This window comes from Salinivibrio sp. ML323, from assembly GCF_001995745.1.
Taxonomy (GTDB): domain Bacteria; phylum Pseudomonadota; class Gammaproteobacteria; order Enterobacterales; family Vibrionaceae; genus Salinivibrio; species Salinivibrio kushneri.
This window is the reverse complement of sequence record NZ_MUES01000010.1, coordinates 1-19,794: the sequence shown is the minus strand read 5'-3', so window position 1 is coordinate 19,794 and position 19,794 is coordinate 1. Positions and strand designations below refer to the sequence as shown.

Genomic DNA, 19,794 nt, shown 5'->3' with positions numbered 1-19,794 from the left:
GCCCAACATGACAACAACAACGCATTGGGACACAGGCGCACAACTGGTCGCAACCCACTTAGAACGCCAAGGCGTCGAGTATATTTTTGGTATACCGGGCGCAAAAATTGATCGCCTCTTTGATGCGATTGAAGATACCAATATCAAAATGATCCCGGTCCGCCATGAGGCGAATGGCGCCTTTATGGCCGGTGTTATTGGCCGCTTAACCGGTAAAGCGGGCGTCACCATGGCAACGTCCGGCCCGGGCTGCACGAACCTGGTGACTGGACTGGCGACTGCTAATTCTGAAGGCGATCCTGTGGTTGCTTTAGGTGGTGCGGTGAAACGTGCCGATCAACAAAAACAAACCCACCAAAGCCTAGATACCGTCAGCATTTTCAATTCGGTTACCAAATACAGTGCCGAAGTCCAAGCCGGTTCAGCGACCTCTGAAATCCTTGCCAACGCTTTTCGTGCAGCGGAAAGCGGTCGCCCGGGTGCCGCGTTTGTCAGTTTACCTATGGATATTCTTAACCAACCGGTCGACAGTGGCGTACTCGCCCCCTCATTTCCTGCCCCGCTAGGCGTGGCCGATACACGCTCTATCCGCGAAGCGGCAAACAAAATCAAAGCGGCGCGTAATCCAGTATTTTTACTCGGCTTGCAAGCCAGCCGCCCCGAAAATGCGGCAGCCATTCGCGCCCTACTCAATCGTACTCAGCTTCCGGTCATCGGGACCTACCAGGCCGCTGGCACCGTCGACATCACCTACTATCAGCGCTTTGCGGGTCGGGTCGGCTTATTTAATAATCAACCGGGCGATCTTTTGTTAGCGAACGCTGATCTGATCGTCACCATTGGTTTTGGCCCGATTGAGTATGACCCAGAGCTTTGGAACACCCAACACACCGATATTGTCCATATTGATGTGGCCCCTGCAGAAATTGAGCACTATTACCGCCCCAGTGTCGAGCTTGTTGGCCAAATTGAGCCAACCCTTAATGCGCTTACCGAGCAGCTCGACCATCAGTGGTTGATGCCCGCCTCGACGGTCGATCTGCTGGAAGAAGTCGCCCACCAGCGCCAAGCCATTCGAGCATACAGTCGTTCACACCAAGATTTCGCCATGCATCCACTGCATTTGATCAAGGCGATGCAGGATGTGATCACGCCAGACACCACCTTGTGCTTAGACATGGGCAGTTTCCACATTTGGATTGCCCGTTACCTCAACTGCTTCCGTTCCCGTCAATTGTTGGTCTCGAACGGTCAACAAACCATGGGCGTCGCCCTTCCTTGGGGGATTGGTGCGAGCTTGCTCAACCCCGACCGTAAAGTGGTGTCCGTGTCCGGAGACGGTGGATTTATGCAATCGAGTATGGAGCTAGAAACGGCAGTCCGCCTCAAATGCAACTTGTTACACATTGTCTGGGTGGACAACGCCTACAACATGGTAGAGATGCAAGAAGTCAAAAAATATCAGCGCTTCTCCGGTGTGAAATTTGGCCCGATTGATTTTAAAGCCTATGCCGAGTCCTTCGGCGCTAAAGGCTTTGCGGTCACACGACAAGAAGATTTAGTCACTCAACTGAAACAAGCCATGGATACCCAAGGCCCAGCTGTTATCGCTATTCCCGTGGACTACAGCGACAACTTTAAGCTAATGGCCCCCCGAGAAGCCGGCAGCATGGATCCGGTATTTGCTTAATTCAATAGACAAAAACGGAGAACACAATGAAAGGTATTAACCAAAAAGTGGCGTTAATTACTGGCGCAGCCAACGGTATTGGTGCAGCGATTACCGACCGCCTCTATCAAGAAGGCGCCAAAGTGGCCATTGCAGACTGGAACAAGACAGCTCTAGATGACACAGCAGCAAAATACGATGCTGATCGCGTCTTGAAACTCTCTGTCGATGTGTCAGATCCAAAAGCGGTAGAAGCCATGATTCAAGAAGTGGTGTCTCACTTTGGTCAGTTAGATATGCTGATCAATAACGCTGGGGTGCATACTCCTGGCTCGGTGATTGACGGCACTCTAGCCGATTGGGAAAAAGTGTCTGGTGTTGATATTGATGGCGTAGTCTTTTGCGCAAAATATGCAATGCCTGAATTGATTAAAACAAAAGGCTCTATGGTAAACACGGCCTCCGTATCGGGTTTAGGCGGTGATTGGGGCGCGGCTTTTTACTGTGCTGCAAAAGGCGCTGTCGCGAATCTAACGCGTGCCATGGCACTGGACCACGGTTTACAAGGAGTACGTGTCAATGCGGTCTGTCCAAGCTTGGTTAAAACCAACATGACCAATGGCTGGCCTGACTCAGTTCGAGAAAAGTTTAATGAGCGTATCGCTCTGGGACGCCCAGCAGAACCTGAAGAGGTTGCTTCTGCCGTGGCATTTCTAGTCAGTGACGATGCGTCGTTTATCTCTGGTGTCAATTTGCCCGTAGACGGTGGTGCAACAGCATCAGACGGCCAACCCAAAATTGTTTAATCAACCACTCATAGTAGTCAAACGCCCGTATTATCGGGCGTTTTTTATAGGCGAGCCGCTCAGTAAAATAGCGGGTGTTTAAGCAAGGTGGAAATCAATCACAAACAACGGGGGACGCGCTGGGTAGATTTGCAAAATCAGCGCCTTCAGCTCGGTAAGTGACATCCCCTCTTGTTCAGCATGACGGGCATTAATGTCCTCGAACGCTAGCGGAGCAACGCTGTCGATCATAATGTCACATACATAATGATCAGTTTCTAGCTGATGTACCGCGACGCGCGAACCAGGTTGATAGTGACTTTCGGACTCATCGCGAATGGTGATGGTTTTAACACCAGCGGCCACCATGGGCGTTAAGGTGGAGAAAAAGGTGATTTTGGTCGGGGCAGTCATGTTGCTTTCTTCCAAAACTGTATTGGTCTATGGTGCGATACGATTAAAAACGCCCGCGAACACTTGCACGCGAGCGTTTCATGCCTTGCGACGCTACGCCATCATCGGCACCAATACAAGGGTGCCAATAATCACAGTAATTAACCCGCAAAGCACCGGCACCGAGGTGCGTTTAACCACCTCAAACGGGCTGAGTTTTGCCATCCCTGAGGTCGCCACGATCACTCCAGACACCGGCGATATGGTTCGGCCTAAGTTAGAGGCTTGCAGCATAGGGATAATCAAAAATGCCGGATTGAGGCCCATTTTCGCTGCCAAAGACGGTGCTAATTCAACAAACGCATAGAAAGGCGCATTGCCTGATCCAGTCGCAATCGCAGCCGCTACAGTGAGCAGGGTTAGCAACAACATCAGCGCGATACCGCCTGCGCCCGCACTTTCCGCCAGGCCCAATAAGTTGTCAATCGCACCAATTGACATAAGGCCTTGTGCAAATACCCCTGCAGCGACTAACAGCATCACCACGCCTTTAAAGGCATCCGCCATCCCTTCATAACACGCGTCCAGATCTTCTAACGTTTTGCGACCATTAAAACGTTTGGTGGCGAAGTCGACGAGCGCACCTAAAAAGATAGAGAGCACCACAATGGTGTAGATATCTAGATAGAGACCCGGAATGGTTTCACCGTTAAATAAAAACACCCCAATGATAGGCAGAAAAGGTAAGGCGGCGTAATAACCTGGCGCGTGAGTTTCTATCTCGGAGACGTCCACACGCTCCATCGGCGTGTTTTCTTTGTTATCCAGGTATTTATTCCAAAAGTACGCCGCGGCGGCCATCACAATAATCGCACAAATAGAGACCGGCAATACGGTTTCGACCGCAAACACGTGGAGCGGTAAGCCTGCTTTTTCCGCTGCAATCACCACATCGCCCGAGGTGGGTGAAAGTATAATCGCTGCAGGAGACGCGCACACTGCTGTCGCGGCGGGACGAGAAATGCCCATCGCAGTCATCATCGGGAATAAGGTAGCCATTAAAAGCACACCTAAGCCAGTTGCAGAGCTGACCGCCAGTGACATCAAACAAGCGACAATATAGGCTGCAACCAACAACACATAGGGCGACTTGATCACCGACAACGGCTTAGAGAACTGCTTCACCACCACGTTGTTGGCACCAATATGCGACATATAGGCYGCAAAACCACACAGCAACATGATTTGCATCCCGAGGCCGCCACCACGGTATTGCAGCATGTATTTCACATATTCCAGCGAATCAGTAAAAAGATTGCCCGTCGACGTTAATTTAGCCGGCAGAACACTGTGCCCTAATATCCCTGTGATGATCAGCAATATAATCCCTGCAGTCAGCAAAGTGCTTGCAGGACGATAACCTTTGACAATGAAGTAACCCACAGCCACGGTTACAACTAGCCCAATGAGAAGCTCTAGCATAATTCACTCCGCCAGATGGTAAAGATAAAAGAATTGGATGGAATTTACTCAGCTCACTGTACTAAAACCCTGCCTGTAGCACGACAACAACCAAGCCCTGACTTGATTTAAGACAAATAAAAAGCCGCCTATCAATGAAAGGCGGCTTGGTGATCACAATTTGTAACGATTAAATCATTGCTTAGCGACCAGATCAAAACGATCAGCGTTCATCACCTTCACCCACGCTGCAACAAAATCGTGCACAAACTTGGTTTGGTTATCATCTTGCGCGTAGAACTCTGCATAGGCGCGTAAAATGGCGTTAGAGCCAAACACTAAGTCGACGCGACTTGCCGTCCACTTCACTGCGCCAGAATCGCGTGCAATGATTTCATAGCGGTTGCGGCCAACAGGTTTCCATTGGTACGCCATGTCCGTCAAGTTGACGAAAAAGTCATGACTTAGCTGACCCACACGGTCAGTCAACACACCTTCCTGCGTACCGCCATGATTGGTGCCAAGCACGCGCATCCCTCCCAGCAGTACCGTCATTTCTGGGGCTGTGAGTCCCATCAATTGGGCACGGTCGAGCAGTAACTCTTCAGGCTGAACGGTGTAGTCCTTTTTCAACCAGTTACGGAATCCATCTGCAACCGGTTCTAACACCTCAAACGAAGCAATATCGGTTTGCTCCATGGTCGCATCACCGCGGCCAGGTGCGAAGGGGACGTCGACGGGGACGCCAGCCGSTTTTGCCGCTTCTTCGATGCCTTGGTTGCCTGCCAGCACGATGGTATCGGCCAAACTAATCTGGTGCTTCTGGGCAATATTGCTCAGCACGTTGACTACCTTCGCCAAACGCTCCGGCTCGTTCCCGAGCCAATCTTTTTGCGGTGCTAGGCGGATCCGCGCGCCGTTCGCCCCACCCCGCTTATCGGATTGGCGATAAGTCCGTGCGCTATCCCATGCGGTGGTCACTTTCTCTGCCAACGTCAGGTCACTATTGGCAATATCTGCTTTTACCGCTGCCACGTCATAATCGGTACGTCCTGCAGGCACGGGATCTTGCCAAATCAAGTCTTCACTCGGCACATCTGGGCCGATGTAACGTGACTTGGGCCCCATATCGCGGTGCGTGAGTTTAAACCAGGCTTTAGCAAAGACGTCTGCCAGGTAGTCAGGGTCTTGATAAAAGCGTTCAGAGATTTTGCGATAGGCCGGGTCCATTTTGAGTGCCATATCGGCATCGGTCATGATGGGGTTACGACGAATCGAGGGGTCTTCAACATCAACAGGTTTATCTTCTTCTTTGATGTCGATAGGCTCCCACTGCCAGGCACCCGCAGGGCTTTTCTTCAATTCCCACTCATAGTTAAACAGGAGATAAAAGTAGCCGTTATCCCATTGCGTGGGATGGGTAGTCCAAGCCCCTTCAATGCCACTGGTGACCGTATCGCGACCAATGCCGCGCGCTTGGTGGTTATTCCAGCCTAAGCCTTGCTCATCAACGTCGGCCGCTTCAGGCTCAGGTCCTAATACGCTCGCATCGCCATTGCCGTGACATTTACCCACGGTATGGCCACCGGCAGTTAGCGCGACGGTTTCTTCATCATTCATCGCCATGCGCTCAAACGTGACACGCATATCATGGGCAGTTTTGAGCGGATCTGGGTTGCCATCTACCCCTTCAGGGTTAACATAAATCAGCCCCATCATCACTGCGGCAAGTGGATTTTCGAGATCGCGTGCGCCAGAGTAACGGCTGTTCTCTGCATCACTTGGGGCCAACCATTCTTTTTCTGCGCCCCAATAAGTATCCTTCTCTGGATGCCAAATGTCTTCACGCCCAAACGCAAACCCGTAGGTTTTTAGCCCCATCGATTCATACGCCAGCGTGCCCGCGAGCAAGATCAAATCTGCCCAACTAATTTTGTTGCCGTATTTTTTCTTAATCGGCCATAGAAGGCGACGGGCCTTATCGAGGTTGGCGTTATCCGGCCATGAGTTTAAAGGCGCAAAACGTTGATTACCGGTCGCACCGCCACCGCGGCCGTCGGCAATGCGATAGCTCCCCGCGGAGTGCCACGCCATGCGAATCATCAAACCGCCATAATGTCCCCAGTCGGCAGGCCACCATGACTGACTGTCGGTAAGTAGCGACTTAACGTCATTTTTAAGTGCGTCAATATCGAGTGTTTTTAGGGCTGACGGGTAATCAAAATCGTTATCAAACGGCGTTGATTTTGTGTCGTGCTGATGAAGAATGTCGAGGTTAAGTGCGTTGGGCCACCAGGTTTTGTGTGCCATCTCTTCCGATGTTGCGCCACCATGCATCACGGGGCATTGACCGCCCGACGTTGAGCGTTGCTGAGACATTGCTTTCTCCTTATGTTTTATCCATCAGTGCGAACGCTAAAACACCWGACTAGACCGCACTGACGCTATCATTAGTTATTGCTAACTAAACATGAGTAACGTTAATAGATAATCACACAAAGCGCTAATCTGTTATGCCAATAATGTTAATAGCCAATAACTTATGAGCGACGCGCTAACTCACATTCACCATGCCCATTCGCGATTTTGAAGCACCACACGATAACCATCCAGATCTTCAAAGGTGCAGCCGTCTTTATCCCAGTAGCTATTGTAGCTCGGCACAGGTTTAAACCCAGCGGCTTCAATTTGTTGACAGGCAGCCTGCCATGCGGCGTGATCCGGCAAATAAAAAACCAGTAAATTCTCTTGTGAGGGCGCTGGACCGACATGCGTGCCGCGATGATGCGTAAATTCAAGATGATAGTTGTGGTGTGGGTGACCAATAATGGCACCATCAAAATCATTATGGCCAGAAAACGTCGCCAATAGCTCAAACCCCAGCCCATCACAATACATGTTGGTAATATCGGCCAAATTGTCAGTGGGTCGTGCCACCCGCATCACGGTATCTTTATCAATCATTGTGCTGGCTCCTCCGGCTTGCAATTCAATCTTTGCATCATGGTGATAGAGTCTGGGGTAAACCCCAGCGCTTGATAAAACGCCTGTGCATCCTGATTAAACGTCATCACTTCTAGTTTTATCACAGTGGCATGATTGTCTTTCGCCCATTGGGTACACGCAGCCATTAACGCTTTGCCCGCCCCGGTTCCACGAGCATCACGATCAACCACGATGGTATTCACATGACACATGGGATCGTCGACCAGATGAGGAATATGTTCAAACGACTCCAGCCTTGCCGACAAAAAGCCAATCACGTTGTGTTGATGCTCTGCCACCCAGAAGTACTTATCCTCTTCTTGCAGTGCTTGCTGCAAAAACGCCCGACCACTTGGGTCAGGCGTTGCAAACAGATGCGGCGCATGTTGATGATGCATGTCACCAATTTGTACATTCAGGGCGAAGATGGCATCCAAGTCCTCAACCGAGGCACGTCTCACTTGCATCCTTGTGTTCCTTTTCAAGTCTTGGGGTGTTCTGGCTCTCAACCGCCTGATGCAATTGTTTAGTCAAACTACAACACTAGATACTGGCCGATAAATCAGACTGATGCAGTGACTCTACCCACACCCTTGAAAGGAAACGTCAACTACTCGATGATTTGTGTCATGCCTGCCAAGTGGTGCCAATAGCCGTTGCAATCGTGGTTGAGCGGTTGCGGATTATTGCCTGCTTGGTTAGCACGGAATTTGTCTACCCAGTGCAAGGTGTCAAGCGACAGTGGGCTTAACCGCACCACATCCACCAGCCCTTGCATCGACGGTAAATCGTTAATGAGATTGGTGCACTGCCCAGACTGGGTTTGAATGCCGTTCAGCACAAATACGGCTTGACCCTCTTGGGATTCCGTTAACCGTCCATTGGGGTAGTTGAGGCAGCACAGCTCGCAGTCATCTTTGGCACGGTTTTCTGAGCGTGCAGTAAAACAGCGTGCCGAATAAGCCAGTGGTAAGTAACCATAGCCAGTCACCTCCACCTCAAACTGGTCGCGAATACCCAGTGCATCACAGCCGTTCAACATATTCACCAACCAATCGCGCGAAAGCTCCACCGGCATCACCCAGCGTGTCATGCCTAAGTCGACAAATTGCTTTAATGTTTGCGGGTTATAGCAATTGATGGCCGCCCCCACCACAAAGGGCTGTCGACGCTCGCTTAAAAATTGCACCGCACTCACGTCATTCGCTTCAATGCGAATATCATCATTGTCACAGTAGCGTTTTAGCATGGTCAGCTCTGAGGGCGCTTCAATCAGCGCCATGGTCGAGAGCACCACTTGTTTACCAGACTCAGCCAGCTCACGCGCGAGCCCGATCCAGTCTTTGGTTTTCAGCTCTCGCCGCTTAGCACAGACGGTTTCGCCGAGATAAATCACATCGGCTTGGCTGTCTGCCGCCGCTTGATAAAAGGCTTCAACCTCAGCCTTGGGCCAGTAATACAGGATTGGCCCGAGAGAAAATTGCATCATAATTCCTTATTGCCATTTGCGATGGTAAGCACCCAAACTGGTTTGCACCCCTTCAGAAAGGCTATCGAGCGAATGAGCCCAATCCGGTGCAATATCAAACGCATCAGGGTCTGCGACACAGCGATCAATCGCTTGACGCCATACCCGTGCAACTTGCTCCACATACGCAGGGCTGCGCTGACGACCTTCGATTTTGACCGATTTGATCCCGGCGCGATAAAGCTCAGGCAGGACACTTAAGGTGTTCAAACTGGTGGGCTCTTCCAGTGCGTGATAGCGGTTGCCATCGACACAGAAACGACCTTTGCACAGGGTGGGATACCCCGCTTTTTCATCGGCTTGGTACCGATCAATCAAGACGCCATTTAAGCGCGACTCCAACCCATGCTCAGTATCTTGCCAGCGCACGAATGCTGCCGGTGAGCAAGCGCCCACGGTATTGGGCGATTGGCCGGTAAGATAAGACGATAAATAACAGCGCCCTTCAGCCATAATGCACAGGCTGCCGAAGGCAAATACCTCTAAATCGACATCGGTATCGCGTGCCAGTTGTTTAACCTGATGAATAGACAGCACCCGCGGCAATACCACCCGTTTAACGCCATATTGCTGCTGATAGAAGCGGATCGCCCCAGCGTTAGTGGCGGATGCTTGCACGGAAAGGTGTATATCCAAATCGGGATAGGTGCTGGCGGCGTAATCTAAACAGGCCATGTCAGCGAGGATCAGCGCATCAGCGCCATTTCCGGCGGCGCTATCAATCGCATATTGCCAACGGCGCCAACCATCAGGATGGGCAAAGGTATTAATGGCAACGTGCAAGTCTTTGCCGTGGTCATGTACATACTGACTGGCGCGCTGCAATTTGCTATCGGTGAAGTTCAGCCCCGCAAAATGGCGCGCATTGGTATCGTCTTTTAAGCCAACATACACCGCATCGGCGCCATGTTCGATCGCTTTTTTAACCGCCGGAATATTGCCCGCCGGACAAAGGAGCTCCATAACATTGCATTCCATTTTATGATTGTCCGGCTAAGATAAGGGCGTTGCCAATGTGGGGGGTTGATATGTATCAAGCTCACTTATCCATGATGATAAGAATCGCGATAAATGACGCTGTTGGCACAAAAACTCCTCTTATTTTTGACTCGGATCCAATGGCAGCGCCTCCTACCTCGCTACTCTAGTAGCATTCAACCATTGGCACCAAAGGAAAGCCAAATGCTCGTTAACCCAATCACCCAACAACCCCTTGCCCTGCCACTGCCTCAGCCCAACCTGATTACACCAGGGCTAAAAGCGATCACTCAGTTACCACAAGGGCTACAGGCCCAGGTGTTGACTAAATTGATGAATACCGCTTTTGCCGTGCCGCTGGCGGAGGAAGAGTTCGACTTTCTTGCTGGCCGTACCATTCGCATTGGTTTGCGCGATCTCAACGCCAATTGGTTCGTGTCGCTGAACGAAGACAACCAATTATTGGTGCGCTTGTCTGGGGAAGAAGACGCCAGTATCGAGGGAGATTGGTTAGCGTTTTTAAAAATGGCGACCCACTATTGCGATCCGGATACGCTGTTTTTCCAGCGCCAACTCAGTATCAGTGGTGATACCGAACTTGGGCTGCATGTGAAAAACCTGCTTGATAGCCTCGAAATCGACACCCTACCCAAACCACTGGCACGCTCACTGACGTTAAGCCATCACTACCTCACTAAACTCGCATTGTAGTACACAAGCGGCTGCGAGCTCATTGCCCAGCGTGCTTACCCGCCAACCAAGGTTGCGTGAGTGAGACCGTCTGGGCATCAAAATCGTACGCCATTCGCTACTCCTTTCGTCACCCGTTAATCGGTTACGTCCAGAAAATAGTACTGGCTAACGTCGCAAATAAAACCAAAAGATTCAAAAAGATGATGAGCGGCATGGTTGCTTTGATGGGTTTGTAGCAATAAGCAAGCGGCTTGGCGGGCACGAGCCTCCTTGAGAGCGTGCGAGATTAACGCCCGCGCGACACCTTGTCGCCGTGAATCCGGCTGCACGTACAAATCGTTAATAATTAAGCCACGGCGCGCCCTCGCCAATGAATACAAAGGTGTTAGGTGGACAAATCCCACCATGGAGGATTGGTAAGAAGCGGTCAATATACAAGTATCTTGCTCGCGCAACCGTTGCTCAGTAAACGCCCTTGTTTGGCTGAGCGGAGGACGAATCGCGAGCCAGCGCTGGTACTGGTCAAATAACACCATGAGGGCGTCTAGATTATTTAACTCCGCTTTTGCTATATGCAACATTCTCTCTCTACTACAGCGCTATGGTTACTTTTCAGTGTAAGCGCCGTCGCGACGTTCTGCTGTCAACACCTCAACAGACGAGCATAAAGAACAAAATGTATACCGTCACACTACGTTGAAATCGGTCACAGTATCTAGGTTGATATGAAAGCCAATCAAAAAAGTTATAGTGCATAAGGTGACATAAATAAGGCGGCTAAACGCCGCCTCAGCATCTATCGACCCCTGCACGGATATAGGATCGTTTGGGTAGGTCCGTATTGCGGCGTGTTCTGATTACGCCATTGAGCGGGTGCGATACCACTTTACTGTAACAGGCGCGAGCTCTTTTAACGCGTTACGCACCATGACAAATGGCACTTTGATGAAGTAGAACGACATCAACACCATCATCATAGGATCTGCATAAACCGCATAATCCGACCAGGGTGAATGCGCCACTAACCAAGCACCTAGAAAGCCCAAGGTGACCGCCAGACTTAATAAGGTGTCCATTTGCCACTGGCGCGATTCCGCCTCCACCAACTGGCTTTGCCCTGCCCGGTTTTTACGTGCAATCATCCACCATCCGTAACCGCAACCCACCACGTTGACAATACCAAACAGTACCGCCAATGACGGGTTAACCGCACGTCCGCCTTCGACCAAGGAAGAGACCGCTTCATACAGAGAATAACTCACAAGCAGCATAATCACGGCGCCTTTAATGGCGACAACAAGCGGTGTCAGCAGCGCACGTGTGATCGGCCTTGCGTAACGCGAGTGGATATACCATGACGCTCCCAGTGACAACAAAGTTAACACTAGACTAATCAAGGAGTAGATACCGTCGAACATAATCACTAAAGAGCCAGCAATCCATCCAACGGCAAGGCCGGCGATGGCAAACCCCAATGCGAGAAGGGCTGAAAACACTAATACTGACTTTTCATTGATCACGTTTTGAGGAGACATAAAACACCAAAAGTAGAAAACACGCACATATTCTTGGTGCTACTGCGCCGCTTTACAAACACGAACTTGCTGACATTTTCATCACTCTGTAAATATTCCAATAAAATCCATGTCATTTCAATTCCTTACAAGAAAAAATAACTGTCAATATTTCTGACAGTGAGTGTTCTAAACAAATTTTAGTTATGAGATAGCGCTAAATCGCATTTTGCTTGTATATAACTTTTACGCATACTAAATCTAAATTTAGATTCTTTATGGACTAAGAAGATGAGAAAAGGCGTGTTACTCGCGGCAATTGGCTTGCAGCTTTTCCTCGCGATAACCAGCACAGGATGGTGGCAGTTTGGTGCGGCACTCAGTGCGTTTCTGTTGGTCGCGGTATTACGTTTACCTCAGGACACGCCGCATGAGTGAACCTGAGGCAACGATGGAGACTAGGCAGCGAGCAGCAGCCAAGCAAGCGATGTACAGGAGATAATCACCCACAGCGCAACACCAAACAGTAAAGGCTTAGGGCCTGCCTTGCGTAGCTGGGTAACAGAAATACTGCAGCCGATTAAGAATAAACACACCACTAATACTTGCTTTGAAATGGCGAAAATCACTTCATAGATAGGTTGCGCTTGGACAAAGACATCACTGATACCAATCGCCAGACAATAGAAAACGATAAAGTACGGAATCGTGATTTTTTTAGCGTGACTGCGAAACATGAGTGCACTGACAAACGCCACAGGCACAATCCATAATGCGCGCGCAAGTTTGAGGGTGGTCGCGGTCGTTAGTGCTTGCTCACCATAAGCGGACGCCGCGCCCACCACCGATGACGTATCATGAATCGCGATTGCCGCCCAGGTTCCAAACGTGTGCTGATCTAGCCCCAGCGCATGTCCTACCATAGGAAACACAAACAGCGCCAATGAATTCAACACAAACACCGTGCCTAACGCCAAACCAATTTCTTTATCATCTGCGTTGATAGCGGGCGAGACAGCTGCGATTGCACTGCCGCCACAAATCGCAGTGCCTGAGGCAATCAGGTGACCGGTCTTTTTATCCAGTCCCATCAGTTTGGCCAGTAATGTGCCAAAAACCAGCGTGCCTGCAATGGTGGCAATAATCAGCCCTATCCCATCGCCTGTCACGGCGAGTGCCTCTTGCAGTGGGATACCAAACCCTAGACCCACAATCGAATAAGCCAGCAATTTTTTGGTGATTTTGGTGAGGGGGATTGCGCTTGGTACCCAGCCCAAGGAGGTTAACAAAAAGCCCAGCACCAGAGCGATCGGCGAGCTTACCCAAGGGGTTAAACAGGCTAACACAGCCAATGAAAAAGGAAGATAACGCGTGTATGCGGTCATAATTATGCTCAGTAAAAATCAGTGACGGCATTGTAGCGCTCGGTAGGTGTTCAGAAAATCTTAAACTTTTTAACCTAGGTTAAGTTTTGCTTAACCTGTATGGCAACCTATTGAAAAACCACTTATCGAGCCGCGTATTTAGAAATCAAACAAGTAGTTAGTAATGCTATCACTCAGCCATTGGATTCCCGGATGCTCGGCCATCCCTGAGGCGGTGAATAGACAATAGTCTTCTTGGGTCAAACCATAGGTATGTTTGATCACTGCTAAGCGCTGTTCTCGTAAGTATTGCCGGATCAGCGGCTCAGGCAACACGCCCCACGCTTCTTCTTGTAAGATGGTATTGAGCATATATTCAAAACTGGAAAAGCCAATGTAGCGGCGTGAGAAAGGTTGCAGCTCGGGATTGTCTTTTTCATTGAGATAGACCATTACCGCTTGCATGGCATTACGCAATTGATCATCACTGACTCGACGCAATCGACTCAATGGATGCTCACTGTTGCACACCGACATCATGCGAATTTTACCCAGCGGTTGATAGTTGATGCGCGGATCGTCAATCCGTTCGTAGTCTACTCCAAAGGCAAAATCGACTTGTTGCGTTTCAACCAAATTGGCCAGATCACCGCTCGACGCCAATACGAGGTTGAAGGACGTCGCCGTAAAGCGCTTGTTTAGCTGGTGCGCCCAGTCCTGCCAAAGTTGATCGGGGATCGCATCATCACGCGCGATCCACACTTCGGCATTAAAGCCCGCGTTCGCTTGCTCGCACGTGCGACGAATGCGGGCCGCGGTGACCGATATACTCTCGAAATCTTTGTAAACGGCTTTGCCGATTTCCGACAGTGTCAGACGGTTACCGGTGCGATAGAACAATTCAGCGTTAAGTGATTGTTCTAGCGCTTTAATCGCCATACTCAATCGTGAACGATTCACATCCAGCTGACGTGCAGCTTCAGACACTGAGCCAGTCTCTGCGACTGCACAAAACGCATCAATTTGGGTTAGATTCATGCCGCCCTCCTCTCGCTATCCTACCGGAGCGCGGCAAAGACACAAAGCGCTATTACCGCTTGTCAGCATCCTTAAACTATCGGCGATTATGCAATTATTCGTAGCGACCTACTGCGTATCAGAAAACGCCAAGCTCTCTGTGTTTGAGGCGCGACAGAATGAGACTATTTTACTCGAGATAGAATACAGATAGGGATTATGAAAGTGCTATGGTGCCCCGGGCCGGACTTGAACCGGCACAGCGCGAACGCCGAGGGATTTTAAATCCCTTGTGTCTACCAATTCCACCACCAGGGCAACGCAGTTATGCGTGGTAGCACCATGGTCCGCAGACTGCGCTGCGAACGAGACTGTACTTTAATGAAATTTAACCCGAGGTCAATAGCCCTTTTATTCTTTTTGATTCAGATGGTTGAAAAGCAGGCAGAACGATAGAGGTGAATCATGCTGCACATGCGCCTTTAAAGTTCCGCCAAAACCCCCTTTACAAAAGGAGCTTTGTGCTTAACGTAAACATCTTGATCACGCACACCTTGAGCGAGTATGGCGCGCTTTTTGTTTTCATATTCAATGCGTACACTAGGGTTATCGAGCAAATACTGTTTGTACGCCATTTGGCGATGATGCTCATCACTGTCTTTTTCAATCACGTGAGCATGGATCAGAAACCGCTCACCTTGATAGGTTACAGAAGCATCTTTGCGAGGACGGTGTTCGGGAAAAGGCTGATCACTATGCTGATCTTGAAAACCGAGTGCATAGAGATGAGCGACAGCATGGTCGCGTTCGCCGGAACGATAGAGAATGGATAAATCAATAATCCCCTTGCCTCCTACTTTGGCTGACGTGGAGCCAAAATGCAGTACCTCAATATCAGGTGTCGAGATACGATCAGACAGGGCCTGAGCAACGTCTAAATAAATAGGACGCCACGGAGAAAAACTAGCGTCAACTAATTGGTAGGGCTCGAGTATAATCATGTAGCACCTAAGTTGGAAAGAGGAATGCTGAAAAACCGAGTCACTCGCCATGAGCAGGCTATCGACTGTCATCAAACTCGGTGTTTGTCGTAACAGCCGTTCTCATGCAAGCAAGTCACTCCATCGTGCTAAACACCTTCCGCAAGCTGGGGGTTAGAACCGTATTGGTTGCTATTTTGATCCCCTTCCAACGCGCAAAGCACCAGCAATACAAGCATTCCGAGAATAGGGATCAGTGAGATGAGCAACCACCATGCTGAGCGCCCGGTATCATGCAAACGTCTTGATGTCACCGCTAAGGTTGGCAGTAGTACCGCCAATGAATACACAATGCTCAGCAACACTAATCCCGTTGCTTCAGCGACAATGTTAAGCGCCAACGAGATACAAAAGTTAATCAGAAAGAACATCCAATACTCGCGACGGTGGGCGCGCCCTGAAAAAGTGGCATAATTACGCAGCACTTTTAAATACCATTCCATACGTAACCCTGTTTTAGTTAAAAAGTGTTCGCGTGTATCATAGAACGAGGCTCCAGCCAGTACTATTTCAACGATAAGACATCCGACCGCTTTATCATCAGCTTGAGAGCCTTATCACTGATTGACAGCATTTTTACTCGAGAGCGCGATTAACCAAAACCGGTGTTGCTCACCAAAATGCGCTGGCAACCTTATGTAATTTGATTGCACAGCACATTCAAACCTTGGTGAAGCGCTAAGACTGGCTGAGCAACCAAGTGATAAACCGTAAAACTCAACAACGATTTATAGTTTTAGATCTTGGTCAGTCACCGCCCCTTCCGCTGCGGAAATCACAGTATTGGCATATTTTGCCAATACGCCGCGTTTGTATCGTGGCTCTGGCTGTTGCCACTGACTTAAACGCTGATTCATTTCGGCTTGCGTTAAATCGACATCAATCGACATATCATCAGCATTAATAGAAATGGTGTCACCATCTTCAATTATTGCGATGGGGCCACCATCCATGGCTTCCGGTGTCACATGGCCTACGACAAAACCATGACTCCCCCCAGAGAAGCGACCATCCGTGATCAGTGCAACGTCGTTACCCAAGCCACGCCCCATCACGGCAGAAGTTGGACTCAACATTTCGCGCATGCCTGGGCCCCCTTTGGGTCCTTCGTAGCGAATAACAATCACATCCCCTTTTACGATCTTGCCATCTAAAATCGCTTGCAAGGCTTCTTCTTCAGAGTGGAATACGCGAGCACGACCAGTAAACTGCGTACCCTCTTTGCCCGAGATTTTTGCCACGGCCCCCGTCGGAGAGACATTGCCTTTCAATACCACCAAGTGACTGGTTTGCTTAATAGGATTATCAAACGGACGAATAATATCTTGGTGATCAGGATAGTCTTCAACCTCCTCTAAGTTCTCCGCCAAGGTTTTTCCTGTCACCGTTAAGCAATCACCATGCAATAGACCCGCGTCCAATAGACGCTTCATCAATGGTTGAATACCACCAATGGCCACAAGCTCTGACATCATGTACTGACCACTTGGACGCAAATCCGCAAGCACAGGGACTTTTTGCCCTAGGCGTGTAAAGTCATCCAAGCTTAAATCTACATTAACCGTATTCGCCATAGCCAACAAATGCAGCACCGCATTGGTTGAACCGCCAAGCGCAATGGTCACAGTGATGGCATTTTCAAATGCTTCCCGCGTCATAATGTCTGAGGGGCGAATGCCCTCTTCGATTAAACGCACCACCGCTTTACCCGCCGCTTCGCAATCCGCACGCTTATCTTGTGAGATCGCTTCTTGAGCTGAACTGCCCGGCAAACTTAATCCCAAGGCTTCAATAGCGGATGCCATCGTATTCGCGGTGTACATACCACCACAAGAACCTGCGCCAGGAATGGCCGTTTTCTCTATCTTTTCGACATCTATTAATTCAATATCGCCTTTAGCATGCTGACCCACTGCCTCGAATACAGACACGATATCGGTATGATTTGCACCCGGTTTGATCGTTCCGCCATAGACAAAAATAGAAGGCCGGTTAAGTCGGGCCATGGCAATAACGCAAGCGGGCATGTTTTTATCGCAACCACCAATGGTCACCAAGCCATCAAAACCTTGGCATGCCGCAACCGTTTCAATGGAGTCCGTGATCACTTCACGAGAGACCAAAGAATACTTCATACCTTCCGTACCATTGGCAATACCATCAGAAATGGTAATGGTATTAAAGATAACGCCCTTGCCACCATCAGCGTCCACACCACTGCAGGCATGATCGGCCAGTTCGTTGATATGCATATTGCACGGTGTCACCATGCTCCAAGTCGAAGCAATGCCCACTTGCGGTTTTGAGAAATCCTGCTTTTCAAAGCCAGTCGCGCGCAACATGGCACGAGCCGGTGCTTTAGACACCCCATCAACCACTTCCGATGAATAGCGGCGCTTCTTACTCATCATACCCTCTCTCATTAATTCAACGTTTTATTTGTTAGTGATTATAGGGTCACTTTACCAAGGCTGACCAATCTATCAATATGCTAGCGACATACTATGCTGTTAAGCGACTTAGTGCGACTTTTTACTTGTTTTGTCATAGTGATTTTTGGTGGAAAGATAAAGGGTCGAATATTGTGTGGGCATTGCCAGTAATTAGCAGCATTTTGACTTGAGATCACGATTAACCAAAGCCAGTGATATTCACCCAAATGCGCTGGCAACCTGATGTAGTTTGATTGCACAGCACATAAAAAAAGCTGAGCGCTAGGCCCAGCTAAAAGACAGTACCAAAAAAGACGTTACTTAATGGAGAAAGGAATCGCTAACGTTAGCTTAAAGTCATCTTCGTCTTGGAAGAGATTGGTATACCCTTTCCAGCTCGGCGCATCGGTATCGTTAAAGTACTGCGTGAAGTAGAAGCTTACTTTCGCATCTTTAAGTGCACCCGTTTGAATGGCGTAATTCGCAAACAGGCTATAAGAGTATTCTTTTAGATCATCGTATCCCTTGGCGGATGAGCCAAAGCCATAAGCGCCGTTAAAGCCTGCACTAAAGCCTTTTGCACCAATATCCGAGAAATCACGCGATAACGACCCAAATACCGCCAATTCTTCATCGTGGTTAAAGTCCGAGCGGTTATTCCACCAAATGTCATAGGTACCGTTCGAGCCACCATATTGACTCGTCAAGCGATACGCTAAATTTTGCACCTTGGCAGGATCGCCGGAGTCGGCTTCGGTATAGGTGGCCTCTGCACGATATGAGTACTGCCCCGATGACATACTGGTAAGCATCGCTAGCTGGAATGCCGTGCTATCATATTGCTCATCATCATCGACCACATAAAGTTGCGGCGACCAATACACGCCACCCTCAGTGGTGCCTTTGACTTTGAGATGGGCATTCCAACGGTCACCGTCACTTAAAGCCCCATAAGCCGCATCGATAGAAACATCATTATCCAATGTATACCGCGCCCCTAACGAATAGGCGGTACCAGCGTCTTCACCATCGGTCGTTTGAAATTCATAGGTTTCTTTAAACCAAGGCGCTTTATAGCGCTCGGAGACCACAAGGCCCAGATCAAGATTATCGACACTCAGACCTAACTCCCCACCCACATGAGTGCCCGGCGCAAACGACCAGTTAATACCAATCGTGCTTGGTACTGAAGGCTGAAAATAACCCAGCTTCGCCGTTACGTTTTCGCCAAATTTAAACTTAGCCGCCGCAGTAGCCAGAGATACACCATTATCCGTGCACACATCGTCCCATGCGCCCGTGCATTCGCTATCATCTGGCTCTTTATCAAAGGGGTTATTCACGCCCCAAAAGTTCATTTCGTGGTCCGGGCTACCGTTTTGCCACATATCAAAGGTACTAAAGGCCATCAAATCAAGTCCAACCACTTCCGCAGCATAGCCTGAGTTAAAGGCAAGATTTGCATAGATAGAGCCATGGTCAAGGTTGGTTTCTTTGGCCGTATCGTTGCCGTTGGCATCTGTACCTGCGCGATCACGGGATCGCATCCAAAAATTGAGATTCCCACTTAAGGTAGATTCAGTAAAAAAAGGTGATGTCTCTGAGGATAATGTTTGTGACATTGCTGGCGCCGCCACCACCGCACTAAAAACAGCTGCAGCTAATGTCGATACGCTAAACATTTTATTCATGAAAGACTCCTGCTATCTGCAAGATACTGGCTTTGCCTCGTTGATTTATTAAGTTTTGTCGAGTGCAAAACCGATTTGAAAACTGAGAAATATATTTCAGCTTTCCCCCGCTGCTTACACATTTCGTGTAACCACATCCTCAGACTAATTACGCAGAGAAAAATATCAATCACGACTTAATTTTTAATACGAATAATATGACATAGAGCATGTTTTTGACCTTTTTATGACATAGATCTTATTC

General features: G+C 49.3%; 18 protein-coding genes, 1 tRNA gene and 1 pseudogene. 4 read left to right on the top strand and 16 right to left on the bottom strand.

From position 1 onward, the window contains the following. Positions 1-7 precede the first annotated feature (7 nt). Together alsS and BZG13_RS08435 are read left to right on the top strand one after the other, a co-directional pair. Complete coding sequence (alsS, locus tag BZG13_RS08440; protein ID WP_077486298.1) at positions 8-1,690, top strand: acetolactate synthase AlsS; 1,683 nt, start codon at positions 8-10, stop codon at positions 1,688-1,690. Positions 1,691-1,716: 26 nt separating this feature from the next. Beyond that, positions 1,717-2,475: an SDR family NAD(P)-dependent oxidoreductase gene (locus BZG13_RS08435; RefSeq protein WP_077486297.1), complete on the top strand. Its 759-nt coding sequence runs from the start codon at positions 1,717-1,719 to the stop codon at positions 2,473-2,475. Between the two features lie 78 nt (positions 2,476-2,553). On the opposite strand, the gene yqfB is transcribed toward BZG13_RS08435, so the two are convergent. The 7 genes from yqfB to ubiU form a co-directional block, all read right to left on the bottom strand. Beyond that, the gene (gene yqfB / locus BZG13_RS08430; protein WP_077486296.1) at positions 2,554-2,868 is read right to left on the bottom strand and encodes a N(4)-acetylcytidine aminohydrolase; all 315 of its coding nucleotides are present in this window, start codon (positions 2,866-2,868) and stop codon (positions 2,554-2,556) included. Positions 2,869-2,961: 93 nt separating this feature from the next. Continuing rightward, a complete protein-coding gene (gene dcuC, locus BZG13_RS08425; protein ID WP_077486295.1) occupies positions 2,962-4,329 on the bottom strand; it encodes an anaerobic C4-dicarboxylate transporter DcuC in 1,368 nt (455 codons plus the stop codon). Positions 4,330-4,503: 174 nt separating this feature from the next. After that, positions 4,504-6,687 (bottom strand): catalase/peroxidase HPI, encoded by a 2,184-nt coding sequence (katG, locus tag BZG13_RS08420; RefSeq protein WP_077486294.1) that lies wholly within the window; start codon positions 6,685-6,687, stop codon positions 4,504-4,506. Between the two features lie 186 nt (positions 6,688-6,873). Next, positions 6,874-7,272: a VOC family protein gene (locus BZG13_RS08415; protein ID WP_077486293.1), complete on the bottom strand. Its 399-nt coding sequence runs from the start codon at positions 7,270-7,272 to the stop codon at positions 6,874-6,876. Continuing rightward, positions 7,269-7,760 carry a GNAT family N-acetyltransferase gene (locus tag BZG13_RS08410; protein WP_077486292.1) on the bottom strand — a complete coding sequence of 164 codons (492 nt, stop codon included), beginning with the start codon at positions 7,758-7,760 and terminating at the stop codon, positions 7,269-7,271. Before BZG13_RS08410 ends, BZG13_RS08415 begins: the two co-directional genes overlap by 4 nt. A gap of 143 nt (positions 7,761-7,903) precedes the next feature. Continuing rightward, positions 7,904-8,779, bottom strand: coding sequence for a U32 family peptidase (locus BZG13_RS08405; RefSeq protein WP_077486291.1), 876 nt, complete (start codon positions 8,777-8,779; stop codon positions 7,904-7,906). A gap of 9 nt (positions 8,780-8,788) precedes the next feature. Then, a complete protein-coding gene (ubiU, locus tag BZG13_RS08400; RefSeq protein WP_077486290.1) occupies positions 8,789-9,784 on the bottom strand; it encodes a ubiquinone anaerobic biosynthesis protein UbiU in 996 nt (331 codons plus the stop codon). 219 nt (positions 9,785-10,003) lie between these two features. Between ubiU and ubiT the strand changes: the two genes are divergently transcribed. Continuing rightward, on the top strand, positions 10,004-10,510 hold the full coding sequence (gene ubiT, locus BZG13_RS08395) for a ubiquinone anaerobic biosynthesis accessory factor UbiT (RefSeq protein ID WP_158009969.1): 507 nt from the start codon (positions 10,004-10,006) through the stop codon (positions 10,508-10,510). Positions 10,511-10,626: 116 nt separating this feature from the next. Here the strand turns inward: ubiT and BZG13_RS08390 are convergent, their stop codons facing one another. Further along, positions 10,627-11,073 (bottom strand): GNAT family N-acetyltransferase, encoded by a 447-nt coding sequence (locus tag BZG13_RS08390; protein ID WP_069590169.1) that lies wholly within the window; start codon positions 11,071-11,073, stop codon positions 10,627-10,629. A 321-nt stretch (positions 11,074-11,394) separates the two neighbouring features. After that, positions 11,395-12,027 (bottom strand): annotated as a pseudogene (locus BZG13_RS08385) (cation transporter); the annotation flags it as partial. 270 nt (positions 12,028-12,297) lie between these two features. On the opposite strand from BZG13_RS08385, the gene BZG13_RS15285 reads away from it, so the two are divergent. After that, complete coding sequence (locus tag BZG13_RS15285; protein WP_158011282.1) at positions 12,298-12,444, top strand: hypothetical protein; 147 nt, start codon at positions 12,298-12,300, stop codon at positions 12,442-12,444. A 20-nt stretch (positions 12,445-12,464) separates the two neighbouring features. Here BZG13_RS15285 and BZG13_RS08380 read toward each other — a convergent pair whose 3' ends face one another. The 7 genes from BZG13_RS08380 to BZG13_RS08350 all read right to left on the bottom strand — a co-directional run bounded on the left by BZG13_RS08380 (position 12,465) and on the right by BZG13_RS08350 (position 19,550). Further along, on the bottom strand, positions 12,465-13,391 hold the full coding sequence (locus tag BZG13_RS08380) for a YeiH family protein (RefSeq protein WP_077486287.1): 927 nt from the start codon (positions 13,389-13,391) through the stop codon (positions 12,465-12,467). Between the two features lie 138 nt (positions 13,392-13,529). Next, positions 13,530-14,408 (bottom strand): LysR family transcriptional regulator, encoded by an 879-nt coding sequence (locus BZG13_RS08375; protein ID WP_069590163.1) that lies wholly within the window; start codon positions 14,406-14,408, stop codon positions 13,530-13,532. Between the two features lie 210 nt (positions 14,409-14,618). Next, positions 14,619-14,705: transfer RNA gene (locus BZG13_RS08370), tRNA-Leu, on the bottom strand. 164 nt (positions 14,706-14,869) lie between these two features. Next, the gene (locus BZG13_RS08365) at positions 14,870-15,388 is read right to left on the bottom strand and encodes a GrpB family protein (RefSeq protein WP_077486286.1); all 519 of its coding nucleotides are present in this window, start codon (positions 15,386-15,388) and stop codon (positions 14,870-14,872) included. 128 nt (positions 15,389-15,516) lie between these two features. Beyond that, positions 15,517-15,870, bottom strand: a complete 354-nt coding sequence (locus BZG13_RS08360; RefSeq protein WP_069362591.1) for a DUF805 domain-containing protein — start codon at positions 15,868-15,870, stop codon at positions 15,517-15,519. A gap of 285 nt (positions 15,871-16,155) precedes the next feature. Then, positions 16,156-17,838, bottom strand: a complete 1,683-nt coding sequence (gene ilvD, locus BZG13_RS08355; protein ID WP_198533043.1) for a dihydroxy-acid dehydratase — start codon at positions 17,836-17,838, stop codon at positions 16,156-16,158. 338 nt (positions 17,839-18,176) lie between these two features. Next, complete coding sequence (locus tag BZG13_RS08350) at positions 18,177-19,550, bottom strand: multidrug transporter (RefSeq protein ID WP_077459155.1); 1,374 nt, start codon at positions 19,548-19,550, stop codon at positions 18,177-18,179. Positions 19,551-19,794 lie beyond the last annotated feature (244 nt).